The 16,761-nt window shown below is 36.1% G+C and carries 12 protein-coding genes; 6 read left to right on the top strand and 6 right to left on the bottom strand.

The genetic code is table 11. The annotated features are described in order from the left end of the window. Positions 1 to 210: 210 nt before the first annotated feature. The 4 genes from BC781_RS15445 to BC781_RS15460 form a co-directional block, all read right to left on the bottom strand. Positions 211 to 1,119, bottom strand: a complete 909-nt coding sequence (locus BC781_RS15445) for a helix-turn-helix domain-containing protein (RefSeq protein ID WP_109619339.1) — start codon at positions 1,117 to 1,119, stop codon at positions 211 to 213. 160 nt (positions 1,120 to 1,279) lie between these two features. Next, a complete protein-coding gene (locus BC781_RS15450; protein WP_211323825.1) occupies positions 1,280 to 2,686 on the bottom strand; it encodes a Na+/H+ antiporter NhaC family protein in 1,407 nt (468 codons plus the stop codon). Positions 2,687 to 2,729: 43 nt separating this feature from the next. Then, positions 2,730 to 4,067, bottom strand: a complete 1,338-nt coding sequence (locus BC781_RS15455) for an agmatine deiminase family protein (RefSeq protein ID WP_109619341.1) — start codon at positions 4,065 to 4,067, stop codon at positions 2,730 to 2,732. Positions 4,068 to 4,144: 77 nt separating this feature from the next. Then, positions 4,145 to 5,539: an aminotransferase gene (locus tag BC781_RS15460; RefSeq protein ID WP_109619425.1), complete on the bottom strand. Its 1,395-nt coding sequence runs from the start codon at positions 5,537 to 5,539 to the stop codon at positions 4,145 to 4,147. 322 nt (positions 5,540 to 5,861) lie between these two features. Here BC781_RS15460 and BC781_RS15465 point away from each other — a divergent pair, with 322 nt between their 5' ends. The 5 genes from BC781_RS15465 to BC781_RS15485 all read left to right on the top strand — a co-directional run bounded on the left by BC781_RS15465 (position 5,862) and on the right by BC781_RS15485 (position 11,966). Next, the gene (locus tag BC781_RS15465; protein ID WP_109619343.1) at positions 5,862 to 6,335 is read left to right on the top strand and encodes an Lrp/AsnC family transcriptional regulator; all 474 of its coding nucleotides are present in this window, start codon (positions 5,862 to 5,864) and stop codon (positions 6,333 to 6,335) included. A gap of 81 nt (positions 6,336 to 6,416) precedes the next feature. Beyond that, positions 6,417 to 7,676, top strand: a complete 1,260-nt coding sequence (locus BC781_RS15470; protein ID WP_109619345.1) for a Zn-dependent hydrolase — start codon at positions 6,417 to 6,419, stop codon at positions 7,674 to 7,676. 25 nt (positions 7,677 to 7,701) lie between these two features. After that, positions 7,702 to 9,189, top strand: a complete 1,488-nt coding sequence (locus BC781_RS15475; RefSeq protein ID WP_211323826.1) for an aldehyde dehydrogenase family protein — start codon at positions 7,702 to 7,704, stop codon at positions 9,187 to 9,189. 24 nt (positions 9,190 to 9,213) lie between these two features. Continuing rightward, entirely contained in the window at positions 9,214 to 10,503 is a 1,290-nt protein-coding gene (locus BC781_RS15480) for an aspartate aminotransferase family protein (RefSeq protein ID WP_109619347.1), read from the top strand. A 2-nt stretch (positions 10,504 to 10,505) separates the two neighbouring features. Further along, the gene (locus BC781_RS15485; protein ID WP_317047241.1) at positions 10,506 to 11,966 is read left to right on the top strand and encodes an NAD-dependent succinate-semialdehyde dehydrogenase; all 1,461 of its coding nucleotides are present in this window, start codon (positions 10,506 to 10,508) and stop codon (positions 11,964 to 11,966) included. Between the two features lie 93 nt (positions 11,967 to 12,059). On the opposite strand, the gene BC781_RS15490 is transcribed toward BC781_RS15485, so the two are convergent. Both BC781_RS15490 and BC781_RS15495 read right to left on the bottom strand, forming a co-directional pair. After that, positions 12,060 to 13,331 carry a cupin domain-containing protein gene (locus BC781_RS15490; protein WP_211323828.1) on the bottom strand — a complete coding sequence of 424 codons (1,272 nt, stop codon included), beginning with the start codon at positions 13,329 to 13,331 and terminating at the stop codon, positions 12,060 to 12,062. A 23-nt stretch (positions 13,332 to 13,354) separates the two neighbouring features. Beyond that, the gene (locus tag BC781_RS15495) at positions 13,355 to 14,566 is read right to left on the bottom strand and encodes a hypothetical protein (protein ID WP_109619349.1); all 1,212 of its coding nucleotides are present in this window, start codon (positions 14,564 to 14,566) and stop codon (positions 13,355 to 13,357) included. Positions 14,567 to 14,982: 416 nt separating this feature from the next. Here BC781_RS15495 and BC781_RS15500 point away from each other — a divergent pair, with 416 nt between their 5' ends. Beyond that, positions 14,983 to 16,740, top strand: a complete 1,758-nt coding sequence (locus BC781_RS15500; RefSeq protein WP_211323830.1) for an amidohydrolase — start codon at positions 14,983 to 14,985, stop codon at positions 16,738 to 16,740. The last annotated feature ends 21 nt before the right edge of the window (positions 16,741 to 16,761 follow it).

Raw genomic sequence — 16,761 nt, forward strand, 5'->3', positions numbered from 1 at the left:
GGCTTTTTTAGATAATAAATAATGGTAATTAAATTATTTTAAACGAGGTTTTATCCTTGTATTGCATTGCAAATATCTTCAATAGTTAGTTCTGTGTTGAACACTTTTCACAGATAAGAAAACACTTTTTACTGAATCACTTATTTATTTTTGAGCAAAAAAAAGAGGGTTTAAATACCCTCACATAAGTTATAGATTAAAAATCAATTTCTAGTTTAATTGTCTGTATTCTAGTGGACTCATGCCTGTTTTTGCCTTGAATAGTCTACTGAAATAATGCGGATAGTTAAAGCCCAATGAATAGGCTATTTCACTCACAGAATCTTTAGAACTAAGTAGTTTATTCTTGGCTTTTGAAACAAGAAAGTCATTGATATGATCTTTTCCGCTACGACCTGTTTCTTTCTTAAGTAAATCACTGAGGTAGCTAGCCGATAAATGTACTTGTTCTGCCAAAAACTGAATTGTTGGCGCGCCTTGATCTACAATTCTGTCTGAATTGATATACTCCTTCAGCAGTTTTTCAACATCACTTACAATATCTTTATTGTGGTTTGATCTTGTATTCATCTGTCTAGCATAGAATCTAGAACAATAACTTAATAAAAGCTCCAAACTTGCAACAATTACTTGTTCACTATGATCGTCAATACGTTGCTCATATTCCAATTTTATATTTTCAACAGTTTGGTTTAAAAGTCGCTCTTCATTTTCAGAAAGATGGAGTGCTTCGTGAGCTTCGTAAGAAAAGAATGTATAACTATCTATTTTATCACCTAGAGCAGATCTTCTGATTAGATCAGGGTGAAAATACATCATCCAACCACTTCTGTCTTCCTTTTCAAAATCTTTTGTTCCAGTCATTACTTGATCAGGTGCAGTAAAGATTAGTACTCCTTCATCAAAATCGTAATGATTTCTACCATAGATAAGCCCACAATCTGCATCTTTCAGAGAAATACAATACAGATCACTTGTCATTTTTTTACCTACTAATTCTTCAGGAAGACAAACTTTTGAGAAGTCTAAGATAGTGATTAAAGGGTGCTTAGGTTTTTCCATTCCTAGTCCTTTATGGAGCTCACTAATGCTTTTAATTCTGATGATATCTTCTGACATGGTTTCATTCTTTTTGATGATAATACAAATATCGGATTTCTAGAGGAATGCCAATAACACAAAACACATGTACCCAAACACATTTTATGGTTTTATAAAAGAAAACCTCATGCTTCATCTTAAATGTAGCATGAGGTTATTTTAATCATTGATGTATTTTTTAAGCGATAAAACCTAGTATAAGGTAAATCAGCGTTGAAATACCTCCAGCTAGTAATGCATAAGGTAATTGTGTCATTACGTGTGCAATGTTATTACAACCAGAAGCTGAAGATGATAAGACTGTAGTATCACCATAAAAACAAGCGTGCGAACCAAAAGCACCAGCACTGACAACAGCTCCTATCGATAGCCAAGGGTCAACACCAAGACTTTGAGATAGAGGAATCATGATAGGAAGAGATATGGCATATGTTCCCCAGAATGATCCCGTAGCAAAAGTAATTAAAGCTAAAGCTGTAAATGCAATAGCAGGCAATAAAGCTTTACTCATCCAAGGTGAAACCATATCGATGATAAATTGAGTGAGTCCTAACGCTTCATTTACATCTTTTAGTACAAATGACATAATAATGATTCCTAAAGCATATACCATGCTTTTGAGTCCCTCAAAGACTTCTTTCATAGCTGAGGTAACCGTCATTACTTTAGCTACAGTGTAATAGATTACTGTAAAACTTATAGCAGTTATAACTCCCATAAGTGCGTCAGTATCAAAAACAATAGTAGCGGTAATCAGTACTATGATAGGAAGTACAAAGTGGAGTAGGTTTGATGGGTAATCATTATTTGTAGCACTCAAACTCAGGCTAATTGCTTCAGAGTTATTGGGTGCTAACTGTCCTTCTTGAGCTCGTTTTTCCGCTTTTTTCATTGGTCCAAAGGCAGGGATAATACCCATAGCGACCAGAGGAACAATAAGAAAAGCTACCCAACCATATACAAAATACGGGATTGCGCTAAGGTAGGCTTGAAGCCCTTCGCCCTGAGGAGCCATTCCTTGAGTTTCTAATAAACCCGAAACATATATCGCCCAAGTTGAAAAAGGTACAAGTACACATACGGGTGCTGCCGTTGAATCAACAATGTAGGCTAACATTTCCCTAGAAACTTTAAACTTATCGGTTACTTTCTTCATTGAAGAACCAACAGTAAGTGCATTTAGGTAATCATCTATGAAAATAGAAAGTCCCAATAGCCACGTGATAACTAAAGCCCCTTTTTTACTCTTTATATATTTTGAGACATAATCGGCAAATGCCATTGCTCCTCCAGATTTTACTAGTAAATGAATAAGGGAGCCAAATAAACCACAGACTAATATCACCCATCCAATAACTTCATCATTCATTACGCCTAATAGGCTAGAAGTAAAGGCTTTAAAAAATAATTCTTGCTTTAGTAAGACAAAGCCAACTATTGCACCAAGTAATAATGATTCAAATGTTTTTTTGCTGTATATCGCAAGTATAATTACAACAATAGTAGGTAGTAAACTCCAGTATCCCATGTGTTCAATGGGAGTACTTGACTGTACTACAGAAAGTAAAAAGTTAGTATTCATCATAAAAAGTAGTTAGTTTATAATAGAGTTCAGTATGATGATGTTTCTATAAAGCTTGTGCTTTATTAGAAGGAATTTGCATTGTAATACAATGAACTCCACCACCGCCCAAGTTGACTGCAAGGGCATCAATCGCAATTACTTTACGATTAGGAAATACTGATTTAAGAGTAACTAAAGCTTGTTTGTCACGAAGTTTAATAGATTCATCCATTCCTTCAGACCAATATTTTTGAGCAATAACCACATTATTTGTGATCAAGAAATTTAAATAACTAGCTGCAGCTATTACTGGTACTTCTTCTCCAATAGGGAAACTAGAGCCATCAGTGTAATTTAAAGTACTAATGTAGTCATAAACACCATCTCCGGGCTTCATGGTAGCTAAAATAGTTTTTGGAAGAGGTATTCTTACAATATTGAATGGTTTTCCATCTTGGTCTTTTGCACTCTTCAAAATCTCGTAATTTTCTTCCATTCGTTTATGATTTTCCATAGCAATTGGGTCATGAAGATCTGAAGAATCAACTTGTGCCAAAAGAATTGTAGAATCATTTACAAATCGGCAAAATTCATCGATATGACCATTAGTAGTAATAACTGTATAGGCTTTTGACCCTTCATGTGTAAGAATAGGGCCATTGAAAGTATGGTCATCTTCGTGCAAACCTTTTTTAAGCCATACAATATTTGAAACGCCTAATAAGCGTTGGAATTCACTCTCAATTTCTTCTTTTGTCAAATTCGGATTCCTTCCAAATTCTACTGTTTCTACTGTCAATAGTGTTCCTTTACCATTTACTTCTCTGTCACCTCCTTCACTCACCAATGAAGATGAAATGATAGGTAAATCGTAAAGTTCTGCAATTTTTTCATCAAACTTCTCCTCAACTATTGCATCTGCATCTAAAGTGTCAGCATACCCCCATGCATCAAAGTTGAAATCAGCTATAGCTTGTTTACCATCATTTGTTTCCACAAAATTAGGTCCCATATCTCTAGCCCAAATTTCAACAGAAGGGATAGTTTTTACATTAATATCTAAGTTTGGTAATACTTCCTGAATTCTCTTTTCAGCAATTAATCGGATAGAGTCTGTGGCACAGGTAACAGTTATTGGAGTGTGAGGAGCTACATTCTTAAGGATTTCAAGAGTAACCTCACTATTTGACTTTCCTTCTAAATGATCAAAAGGAGGCCATATGAGTATCAATCCTTTTTGTTTTTCAAATTCGGCTGCTTGGCGAACAACCTTTAGCTCAGAGTTTTTATCATCTTGATGAACAGTGTTTGTTGAAACACATTGCTGTAAAAGAAGGCTGCTGAGTAAAACAAAATTAAAACAATACCAATACGACCTTTTATTCCTTTTGAATATAGACATAGACACAATAATTAGTTCTAAAAAATAGCTTTTAAGTTAGTTAAATATTTTAAGAAATATGAATATATCCATATTTCTTATAAGATGCCTTCTCTGATGAGATCTTCCATACTAGCCAAAATACTTTCTCTTAATATGTAGACACATTCATCAATTGCATCTTTGTCAAAGGTAAGAGGAGGAGAAAGTACAAGTAAGCTTCCAAGAGGTCTGACGATTAATCCCCTTTCTTTTGCATGATAATAGATGCGTTTTGCAATTGTAACCTCATCGGCAAAACCTTCCTTAGTATTTTTATCCTTTACACACTCTACACAAAGCATGAATTTACTACCCCTAATATCCCCAACGATTGGTAGATCGGATAGTGATGCTAGTTGTGTCTCAAAGTAAGGACCTAGATTTTGAACATGCTCACAGAAATGTTCATTTTCCATGATTTCAATATTTTTAAGTCCTACAGCACATGCTAGTGGATGACCAGAATAAGTGAAGCCGTGAGAGAAGTATGGATTACCTTCTTTCGGTTGGCTGATAACCTCAAAGATTTCATCCGAAATCATTGTAGCACCTAAAGGAATGTATCCTGAAGAGATTCCTTTAGCCATCACTAAAATATCTGGTTTTACATCATATATGGATTCAGAAGCAATCATTTCTCCCAATCGTCCAAATGCTGTTACTACTTCATCTGAAATATATAGAATGTCATTTTTTTGGCATAACTCCCAAGTTCTTTTATGATAACCTTTTGGTGGAACAAGTACACCTCCAGCACCTAAGATTGGTTCTGCTATAAAACAAGCAATTTCATCAGCCCCCACTTCATTGATCTTATCTTCTAATTCCTTGATAAGAAAATCACAGAACTCTTCTTCTGTTAATTCTGCAGGGCGTCTATAAGTATAAGGTGCAGAAACATAGTGAACAAGGTCTTTTACAAGATCGAATCCGATATGAGTAGAATGAATACCTGTAAGTGTATGAGCTAAAAATGTACTTCCATGATAGGCTAGATCTCTAGAAATGACTTTTTTCTTTTTAGGAAGTCCTTTCAAGTTGAAATAATAATGAGCCATTTTTATTGCTGTGTCATTAGCCATTGACCCACCAGTTCCGAAAAATACATGATTCAGGTTTTCTGGAGCAATTTCAGCTAGTTTGGCCGCAAGTTCTGCAGCAGGAATAGAAGTAGCATCTTCGAAAGTGTTATAGTATGCAAGCTTGCTAGCCTCAGCAGCCATAATTTCTGCTATATCTTCTCTACCATGTCCAACATTTACACACCATAAACCTGCAATGCCATCTAGATATTTATTCCCATCAGCATCGAAAATCCAATGTTTTTCACCTTTAGCATATACAACTGAGCCTTCAGTATTGAATTTTTTGTAATTGGTATATGGGTGAATCAAATGTGCTTGATCTTTTTCCCAAATTTCCTTTGAGATATTTAGTTCTTGAGTGTTCATATTTGTGCGTTTAGGTGAAATATTTTCATAAATATAAAACATTATTGAAAATATTGCAGTAATATTGTGTGAAAATAAAAAATAAGCACTTTGTGTTAGTTTGTGAAAATCGTTGATTAAGGTAGTGTTAGGATTGAAATAAGCTAATTATCATGAATGATAGCTGAAATTGAAACTTGATATATTGAATATTATGCAGGTTTATATGTTTTGAATTGCATAATTTTCAATTTCTATTTTTTGATTAGATTGTAGATTAAAAGTTAGATCCCCTATTTATTTTAATTTTTATACGAATCAAACTATAAGTATACAATTACATATGTTTCAATTAGACAAAGTTGATGTTGAGATTCTTGCGCATTTGCAAGAAGACGGGAGAAAGTCGTTTACAGATATCGCAGAGGAAATGAATACTTCTGTGGGAACGATAAGAAATAGATACACAAAGCTTGTAAAGGAAAATATTCTTCACATTATCGGTTGGACTGATCCTGTAAGAGCAGGGTATAACGCATATGCAAGAGTTATGATTGATGTGAAACCCGTTGCCAAGGTGAATCAGGTAACTGAAGAATTATTGAAAATAAATGAAGTAGTCTTTCTTGCTCATACTTCAGGGGAGTACAACCTCGAAATAAATTTGCAGTGTAAAGACAATAACGAACTAATAAGTTTGATGCATGAGTCGATTATGTCCATTGATGGTGTTTATGATACTCAAACAACCATGTATTTCAAGGTTCTGAAATGGGCATCTCATGATGTAAGTAAAGCAAATGTATCAGACAAATAGTATTGCATTTTAGGTTATTTGTTGGTAGGAGTTTTAGGTGACTTCCATCTTTTTATGCCAACTTTTTAAAATTGAATTTTGATGGAACATAAAACAATTTTTAAAAATCGCGAAGTTCTGAAAGTTAATGGAGAACGTCTTTGGTCTAGAATGATGGAGATGGCTCAGATCGGAGGAACTCCAAAAGGTGGAGTTTGTAGAGTTACACTAACAGAAGAAGATAAAAAAGGTAGAGACTTATTTATCAAATGGTGTGAGGATGCAGGTTGTACCATAGAGATTGATCAGATGGGGAATCTATTTGCTAGAAGAGCTGGGAAAAGAGCTGATCTTAATCCGATTTTGATGGGGAGTCACCTTGATAGCCAACCTACTGGAGGTAAATATGATGGGGTTTACGGAGTCTTGGCTGCTTTAGAAGTGATTGAGAGTCTAAATGATCTTGATATTGTCACTGAAGCTCCTATTGAAATTGTGTCTTGGACAAATGAAGAGGGTGCTCGTTTTTCACCTGCAATGATCGGGTCAGGTGTATTTACTGGAGAGTTCACTTTAGAATATGCCTATAATCAGAAAGATAAAGAAGGTGTAACTTTAGGCGAAGCCTTAGATCAAATTGGTTATAAAGGTGAATTTCCGATTGGTGAACGTACTTATGCTGCCTCCATTGAGGTACATATTGAACAAGGACCAATTCTAGAAGCTGAAAAGAAATCAATAGGAGTTGTAACTGGAGTACAAGGTATCAGATGGTATGATCTGAAAGTAAAAGGAAAAGAAACGCATGCAGGACCTTGCCCAATGCATCTAAGAAAAGATCCAGTAAAAGCAACTTTACCAATACTGAACGAGATCTACCAATTGGCAGAACAATTTGCACCAGACTCACGTGCTACAATCGGGGATATTGTGCCTACTCCTGCAGTAAGAAATACAGTGCCTTCAGAGTTAAATATTACCGTAGATCTTAGACATCCACAAAGTGAGATTTTGGATGAAATGCACTATAGACTTCAAGAAATCATTTCACAATATCATAATCAAAATGGTATTGAAGTTACCCTTGAGGAAATTTGGCATTCACCTCCAGTTGCTTTTGCTCAAGATGTAATTGAAGCCATTCAAGCATCTGTCGAAGATTTAAAAGTGCCACATATGAAAATGGTTAGTGGAGCAGGGCATGATTCTGTGTATTTATCAAGAGTAACCCCTACAGCCATGATTTTCATTCCTTGTGAAGATGGTTTGAGTCATAATGAATTGGAGAAAGCAGAGAAGGAAGATGTAATTAATGGTGCAGACGTATTATTAAATACAGCACTCAAACTAGCTATGTACTAACCAACAATACAATAAAATTTAACTTATGAACACTGATTTTTTCCCAATGCTTCAATCAGAAACACAACGTTTTCTGGAGCAAAAGCATGATCTTTTTATAGGTGGAGAATGGGTTCAACCATCTACCAATACGTACTTGAATAGTATTAACCCAGCAAATGGAGAAATACTAAGCCAACTTGCAATTGCTACTGAAAAAGATGTTGATGAAGCCGTAAGAGTAGCAAGGTCTACCTTTGAAAATGAATGGACTGAAGTGTCAGCGCATGAAAAAGCAAACTTAATTTGGAAGTTAGCTGATTTGATGCAAAGAGATCGTCAAGTATTTATTGAACTAGAATGTTTGGATAATGGAAAACCATTAGACAAGGCAACTTACGATGTTGATGGAGCAATTCAACATTTTAGATATTATGCAGGCTGGGCTGATAAAATAGAGGGGAGTTCTTTTCCTGTAGGGAATGGGAAAGTAGCTTTTTCTCAACGTGAAGCTTTAGGTGTTGTTGGTTTAATCGTTCCTTGGAATTTTCCGTTGATGATTTCCGCTTGGAAACTAGCGCCAGCTCTCGCTTGCGGAAATACATGTATACTAAAACCTGCCGAACAAACTTCACTAACAGCTCTATATTTAGGGAAACTGATTCAAGAGGCAGGCTTCCCTAAAGGAGTTGTTAATATTCTGACAGGAGCTGGGCAAACAGGTGAACTGATTTGCAGACATATGGATGTTGACAAAATCAGTTTTACAGGTTCAACTGCAGTAGGGAGAAGGATCATGGTAGCAGCAGCAGAAAGTAACTTAAAGAAAGTTAGTCTTGAGTTGGGAGGGAAATCGCCTAATGTGATTTTTGATGATGCTGATTTATCGAAAGTATCAGCGAGTCTTCATTGGAGTAGTTTCTATAATTCGGGGCAAGAATGTACACTTGGTTCTCGAATTTATGTGCAAGAAAATAAATATGACCAAGTCGTTGAGCAGTTAATCAAAAATGCAGAAGCTTTAACGATTGGGAAAGGTATCGATAATCCAGATTTAGGCCCCTTGATAAGTCTTCAGCAACTTGAAAGAGTGATGGGCTATATCGAGAAAGGTCGTGAAGAAGGTGGCGAATTGCTATTAGGAGGTGATCGAATAAAAGGTGATCTACAAAATGGATATTTTCTTTCACCAACAATATTCTCTACAAAACACGACGAATATGCAGTTGTAAAAGAAGAGATTTTTGGGCCAGTGGTTACAGTATCTGCCTTTAAATCTTTTGAAGAGGTTGTAGATCGAGCGAACGATTCAAATTATGGTTTAGTTGCAGGTGTTTGGACTGAGAATATTACAAAAGCACATCAATTTGCTCAACAAGTAAAGGCAGGTTCTATTTGGATAAATGGCTACGACATGTTTGATGCATCTGTACCGTTTGGAGGATTTAAAGAAAGCGGTATAGGAAAAGAAATGGGTAAAAGTGCCATTGAACTTTATACTCAAGAAAAAGCTATTTGGGTAGCACTATCATAAATAACATCAACACTTTTTAATAATATGAACGCAGAACTAACTATTGATTCAAAACAATTACTATCTCCTGTTTGGACACATCTTACAGATTTGAAGCCAGTTAAAGGAGAAGGTATTTATTTATATGATGAAGAAGGAAATCGATTTACTGATTTTACTTCTGGTATTGGAGTAGTAAATACAGGGCATTGTCATCCGAATATTGTAAAAGCTGTGCAAGAACAAGCTCCTCAACTTCTTTTTGGTCAGATGAACTGTGTGATTCCTCCATCGACTATTAAGTTGGCAGAAAAACTTAATAAAATCACACCTCCTCATATCGATCGTTTTTTCTTTGCCAATAGCGGTGCAGAAGCTACAGAGGCTTGTGTAAAACTTGCAAAACAAGCAACAGGTCGTCAGCATGTAATTGTTTTCCAAGGTTCATTCCACGGAAGAACGCATATGGCAATGGCTATGACGACTTCAAAAACGGTTTACAGATATAAATATCAACCTTTGCCAGGAGGAATTTTTGTTAGTCCTTTCCCTGCAAGTTATTACTACGGTTGGTCAGAGGAAGAGGCAACAGATTTCTGTCTAAAGCAATTGGATTTATTGTTCCAAGGTCAAACAACTCCAGATGAAACTGCTGCAATTATCATTGAGCCAATTTTAGGTGAAGGTGGATATATACCTGCTCCAGCACCATTTTTACAAAAGCTTAGAGAGATCTGTGATGAGCACGGAATTTTATTGGTAATGGATGAAGTGCAGAGTGGCTTTGGACGTACAGGTAAGTTATTCTGTTTTGAGCATGCAGATATAAAACCAGATATTATCGTAATGGCAAAAGGTTTAGGAAGTGGTTTACCTATATCAGGTATTGCTTCTACCCAAGCAATTATGGATAAATGGATTGCAGGGACACATGGCGGAACATACGGAGGTGGTAGTGCAATTGCATCAGCTGCTGCGTGTGCGACAATCGATACGATCTATGCTGAAGGGTTGATAGAAAATGCGCAAGAAAGAGGTGAGCAGTTAATGCAAGGTCTGAAAGAACTTCAAGAAAAATACCCTGTTATAGGAGACATAAGAGGTAAAGGCTTGATGGTAGCGACTGAGTTTACTGATGCGGAAGGAAATCCAGATGCTGAAACAACTTCAAAAGTCTTACAAGCTTGTCTGCAAGACAGATTATTGCTTCTTGCTTGTGGTAGTTATAAAAATGTTTTGCGTTGGATTCCGCCGTTAGTTGTTTCGAAATCACAAATTGAGGAAAGTCTGGAAGTGTTCGAAGATGCATTAATTAAGGTTCTTGGAAAGAAATAACTATGATGGATTTGAAATTACCTTCCTTATTAAAGGATAAAGCATATATAAATGGCGAGTGGGTTGAAGCTTCAAATGGACAGAAGTTTACAGTATACAATCCATTTGATCAAAGTGAATTGGGCTATGTCGCTGATTTGGGTACTTCAGAGGTTTCTAATGCGATTGATGCTGCAAATCAAGCTTTTAAAGTTTGGAATAAGAAAACAGCAGGGGAGAGGTCTGCTATTCTTAGAAAATGGTTTGATTTGCAAATTGAGTATGCTGAAGATCTCGCTAAAATTCTTACTGCAGAACAAGGAAAACCTTTTCCAGAAGCTTTAGGTGAAATAAAGTATGGGGCGTCTTTCGTAGAGTGGTTTGCTGAAGAAGCAAAACGAGTTTATGGAGATGTAATTCCTGGTCATGGAGAAGATAAAAGAATTGTTGTATTGAAGCAAGCAGTGGGGGTTGTCGCAGCTATAACTCCTTGGAATTTCCCGAATGCAATGATTACAAGGAAAGTGGCTCCTGCTTTAGCCGCAGGATGTACAGTTCTGATTAAACCTTCTGAAGAAACACCTTTATCTGCTTTGGCACTTGCTGAATTGGCAGAAAGAGCAGGTTTTCCAAAAGGCGTATTTAATATCATCACCTCAACAAATGCGGCTGAAATTGGTAAGGCTTTAACAGATAACCCTATTGTACGAAAGTTATCATTTACGGGATCGACAGCAGTAGGTAAGCAGTTAATGAGACAATCAGCTGATACAGTGAAGAAAGTTTCTTTGGAATTGGGTGGAAATGCGCCATTCATTGTATTTGATGATGCTGATATTGAAGAAGCCGTTCAAGGTGCTATTGCTTCAAAGTACAGAAATGCTGGACAGACCTGTGTATGTGCAAACCGCCTTTACGTTCAAGAAGGGGTTTATGAAGAATTCATCGAAAAGTTTACACTAGAAGTTGAAAAACTGAAAGTTGGAAATGGTTTTGATGAAGGAGTAATGATAGGTCCTTTGATTAATAAGAAAGCTGTTGAAAAAGTAAATCATCTTATTTCAGATGCTTTAGATAAAGGGGCGAGATTAACACTAGGAGGGAAGAGTGATTCTGATAGTCATACACTTTATCAGCCAACAGTAATTTGTGATGCTACCTCTGAGATGGATTTGTCTAGGCAAGAAATATTTGGACCAGTAGCTCCAATTTTCAAGTTCAAAACTGATGAAGAGGTTATTGAAGCTGCCAATCATACAGAATATGGTTTAGCATCTTATTTTTACGGAAATAATATGAGACGTATTTGGAAGGTGGCTGAGGGTCTAGAGTACGGAATGGTTGGTATTAATACAGGTATGATTTCAACGGCTGTAGCTCCATTTGGTGGGATAAAGGAAAGTGGAAATGGGAGAGAGGGTTCTAAATATGGAATGGATGATTATTTAGAGATCAAATATTTATGTTTTGGGGGTATAGAATAGTGTTGTGTTGTTATTAATTTCTATACCGAAATTATGTAAAGTATTAAATGCCCTGCCAGATATCTGGTTAGGGCATTTTTTATGTTATAAATACTAATGCTTAAGTTTCGTTAGTTGACATTGAATCTTTTTTCCTCGCACGGCAGGTGTATTGGGTTTATCTGCACATTCACAAAGTCTCGTAGAACCGTAATCATTTAAAGATTCATGTGCATCTGACCTTGCCCAAATAGTAACAAGCGCACCTTCTGCAGGTTTTGCTTCACAGTTGCCATCTACTTCAAATGCATGAATTGTGTTCTCATGAAAATATACCAAAGGGTCTCTATCATAAGATGAACTAGACCACATTGTATGTTCATTTGGCATTCCTGCATCAAACTGTACAATTCGTTCATCTTTTGTTTCTTTAACTGTGACAAGCTTATCATTATTCTCTCTTATTGCAAAAGTCTTGAATTGGTTAGTACATGCAGGCTGTCTCATTGTGTAGTATAGTTCCGAAATTGCATGATTATGGTATGGGTATAAAGTGTTTACAGCTTGAACTACCATCCCAACTTCAGCACCTACTTTTTCTCCATTTATCTCATCAATGCGTAATAAACCCCAATGCCCAAGTATTTCGGCATAGGCGTAACCACCTCTTACGTTTAAAAAATTCCTCTTATTTCTCTCACTATCTTCTGCATACATCGGATTCCATCCTACACCTGCCCATAAGTTTGGCAAGGCTTTCGCACTAACATCATAAGGAAAGTTGGGAGGAGTTTTGATACCGTCTCCTGTAATCATTTCATAAAAGTTTTTTGAGAAGTCTAATCCATATTCCATTACTTCTTGATTGGTAACTTTCGTATTGAAAAATTCTTCAAAGGTCATTCTATCTAGCCATTGTGCAACTTCCGATTTTTCTTCTAGCTCTTTACTCGGAGAATAAATCCAATCAACTTCTTTACGAGCAGCAAAGCACTTTTTAGCAGTTTCGGGGTTATGGAGAATCTGATAAATATGTTTTACCATCAGTTGCATATCACGACGATCCATGATACACATTTTCTTAAATCCATCTACAGTTTCATAAGTTGCAACATCCGAATCAATACAATTACTACCTTCAGGTGTTGTGGTAAGTGCTATTACAAAAGCGTTTAGGTATTTGAGACTCTCACCCCAAAGTATATCTATGTATCTTTGATCTTCTTTACTGTATTTTACTTCTTTTTCTAAACATTTACAGTCAATATTTTTAAGATCCTCTGGATCAAGAAAATCTGGTATTTCGGGAATATTTTGGGAAAAACTCAATTGAAAATGAAAAGAAAGTAGAAAGCTTATAAGTAAGGAAGTGATTCTAGTTTTCATATTTATCTAATTAGATTCATTGGTTAGAAGTACCATTCTAAGGAAAAGTTATATCGAAATTCCCATGCATTGCTATCAGCTGACCCAGCACCTAATCCACTGTTTTCAAATGAATCATTGAAAAACCAAGCATTTTGAGCCGCCATAAAATCAGTCCAGATGTAAAATGGTCCAGCTTGTAAAACAAAACCTGGGTTAATTATTTGAGAGTCACTAAATGAGGATTCGTCTTTGTATACGCCACTATATTCTATGTAGGCACTGAAATTGTCAAATAGCCACCAGTTTATATCCCAATACTTTCTGAGTCCTCCGACAACTGTAAAAGCTTTAGATGCAATCAGTCTCTGATCAGAGAAAAATCCTAAAAGTACGGTTCGATCATCAACTCCTTCAGGGTTATTGGGTTCAAATTCATAGCGAAGAAATTGAGCGTAAGGATTCCACTGTCCATAATTCCCTACATAATGAAGTGCAGAAGCCCATCTGAATCCATCACCTCTTTCAACTTGATTATTAATAGCACCTACTTCACCAGAGATACCTATTTCAGTTTTATTTTCAGTATCATAACCAAATGTATATGCAAATCTTGCATTGAGTTGGTTCCGCTCAAAGTTTTGTTGATCTCCATTTATGACTAAATCGGGCGCCCACCTATTAGTTGCTGTCGGAATGTTGTATTCTTCATTTCTGAAATAAGCGAGTTGAAGATCAATTGGTCCTTTTTTATAGATATAATGCAAACCTGCATCATGATCGCTTTCCATTCCCAAATAGTAGTTTAGCGAGTACCAGAAACTAGAAGAAATCGAAGGCATTGCACCAAAAGGTGCTTCTGTAATACCATACCTAAGTGTATGAGCTTTATCAAACTCAACACCGACCCACATATGATGTACTGCAAACTGATAGCTCCACCAACGTACTTGAGCTGAAAATTTTAGAAAAGTATTCTTCTCTATACCATAATTTCCATTTACAGAAATACGAAACTGATCGAAGTAAAATCCTCTTTGATTGGCTTGATTTGATTGCTCCCAGTTTTGAAGGGCAGAACGTAGCCAAACAGCTCCCCCTAAAGTAAATTCGGATTTTGGTCCTACTTGAATCGTTGTGGCTTTTTCAGGGATGGTATCATTTAGGTTTTGTAAGGGTTTTCCTATACTTATTAAGCTGAAGCTTAAAAGTATAAAGGTTATTAGGATTGGTAAGTTTATTATTTTGGGCTTCATAAGAATCCAAAGTTTATAAAGAACAGAAATGTCTTTGCTTTGGAATATAGGAAGCTTTTATTCTTAAGAGAGGAAGTGAGTATTAGTCTACATAATTTTCTATAAGTATTCCATGATAAGACCTTTTTCATTCAATTTTTAATGCTTGAGAAGCTGTAGCCTTAGTGTTTTCACAAAAACTAAACACTGTGGTAAAATCTTCAGAATTGATATTTTCTATTTTTATCAATTATAAAAACTGTTGATGACCTTCATTTCCTAAACTTTAGGAATAAAGAGTAGTCTTTAAACCATTAACTAGAGTATTGATGTCTACAAACACTAGAATCTTATTGATTTTCTTACACCTAAGTCATATTTCAAATGATAAAAAGTAGTTTGATATATATCACCTAGAAATCTACTAAATTCTAAAAATGAAGAAGTCAATTTTATTCTTTGTAGTATTATTTTCAATGTTCTCAGCGTGCAGCAAGTCTAAAGAAAGTAATAAAGAGGCTGATAGCGAATCGAGTAAGCTTCAGCAAACGATGTTTTATGGAGGTGATATCATCACAATGGAGGGAGAGGAACCTGTCTATGCTGAGGCTATAGTTCAAGCTGATGGGAAAATTCTATTTGTGGGAAGTAAGGCAGAAGCTTTAGAAAAGTATGAAGGTAAAGCAGAAGAAATTGACTTGAAAGGTAAAACGCTGTTACCTGCTTTTTTAGATGGTCACGGACATATTTATAATGTTGGATTAGTTTCTATGTTTGCGAACTTATTACCACCACCAGATGGCCCAGGGACTGATGTTCAAGCAATAGTGAATACATTGAATGATTTCAAAGAGACTGAGAAAGGAAAGTGGGCAATAAATAAATTTGGTTGGATAGCAGGTAATGGCTATGATGACTCTCAGTTAAAAGAAAAAGACCATCCTAAGGCGAAAGATCTTGATAAGGTAAGTGAAGAATACCCGATTTTAATTATACATCAATCAGGACATCTGGGAGTAGTTAATACCAAAGGGTTAGAACTTATGGGTTGGACTTCTAAAGATACTCCTAACCCAGAAGAAGGTAAACTACGTCGTAATAAAGATGGAACACCAAATGGTGTCATGGAAGAAAATGCTTTTTTTATGGCATTAGCGAAACTATTTGAGAAGGCAGATGAAGAAGTTCATGCCAAAGCAATTGCTTTGGGACAAGAACAGTATGCTCAAAACGGATATTTAACTGCGCAAGAAGGGAGAACGACCCCAGATCAAGTAAGATCGATTATTAAAGAAGTCAATGCTGATAAACTCTATATTGATGTGGTATCTTACCCTGATATGAGAATGAAAGGTGCTTATGATATTATGAATGGAGATTATTATAGTCATAAACATCTTTATACTAAAAAGTTTAGAATTGGAGGTGTTAAACTAACGTTGGATGGCTCCCCACAAGGGAAAACAGCTTGGCTGACTCAACATTATCATAAGCCACCACAAGGTGAGGGGGAAAATTATAAAGGTTATCCGATAATGGATGACGCCAAAGCAAATCAGTATTTGGAAGATGCCTTCAAAAATAAGTGGCAAATCATATGTCATACCAATGGCGATGCTGCCATAGATCAATATCTAAATGCAATAGCTCTGGCACAAGAGAAGTATGATTATGAAAATCACCGTTCTGTGATTATTCATGGGCAAACCATCCGTAAAGATCAAATAGAACGTGCTGCAAAAATGAATGTAGATGCGTCCCTTTTTCCAATGCATACTTTTTATTGGGGTGATTGGCATGTGGAGTCTGTATTAGGTCACCCTCGTGCTGATTATATATCTCCTTGCAAAGATGCACTGACGGCAGGGCTTAATCTAACTTCTCACCATGATGCTCCTGTTACTTTCCCGAATTCAATGAGAGTCTTGGATGCCACAGTTAATCGCGTTACGAGAAGTGGAAAAATATTAGGTCCGGAACAAAGACTCTCAGCCTATGAAGGTTTAAAAACACTAACATCATGGGCTGCTTATCAATATTTTGAAGAAGATCGTAAAGGTACTTTAGCTAAAGGTAAACTTGCAGATTTTGTAATCTTAGATAAAAATCCTCTAAAAGTTGATCCATTAAATATTCATGATATCAAAATAGAAGAGTCGATAAAAGAAGGTAAAACGGTATATAAGTCTAATTAAGCTTCCTGGATATCAGAAGGG

Origin of the sequence: Sediminitomix flava (genome assembly GCF_003149185.1) — a bacterium.
Taxonomy (GTDB): domain Bacteria; phylum Bacteroidota; class Bacteroidia; order Cytophagales; family Flammeovirgaceae; genus Sediminitomix; species Sediminitomix flava.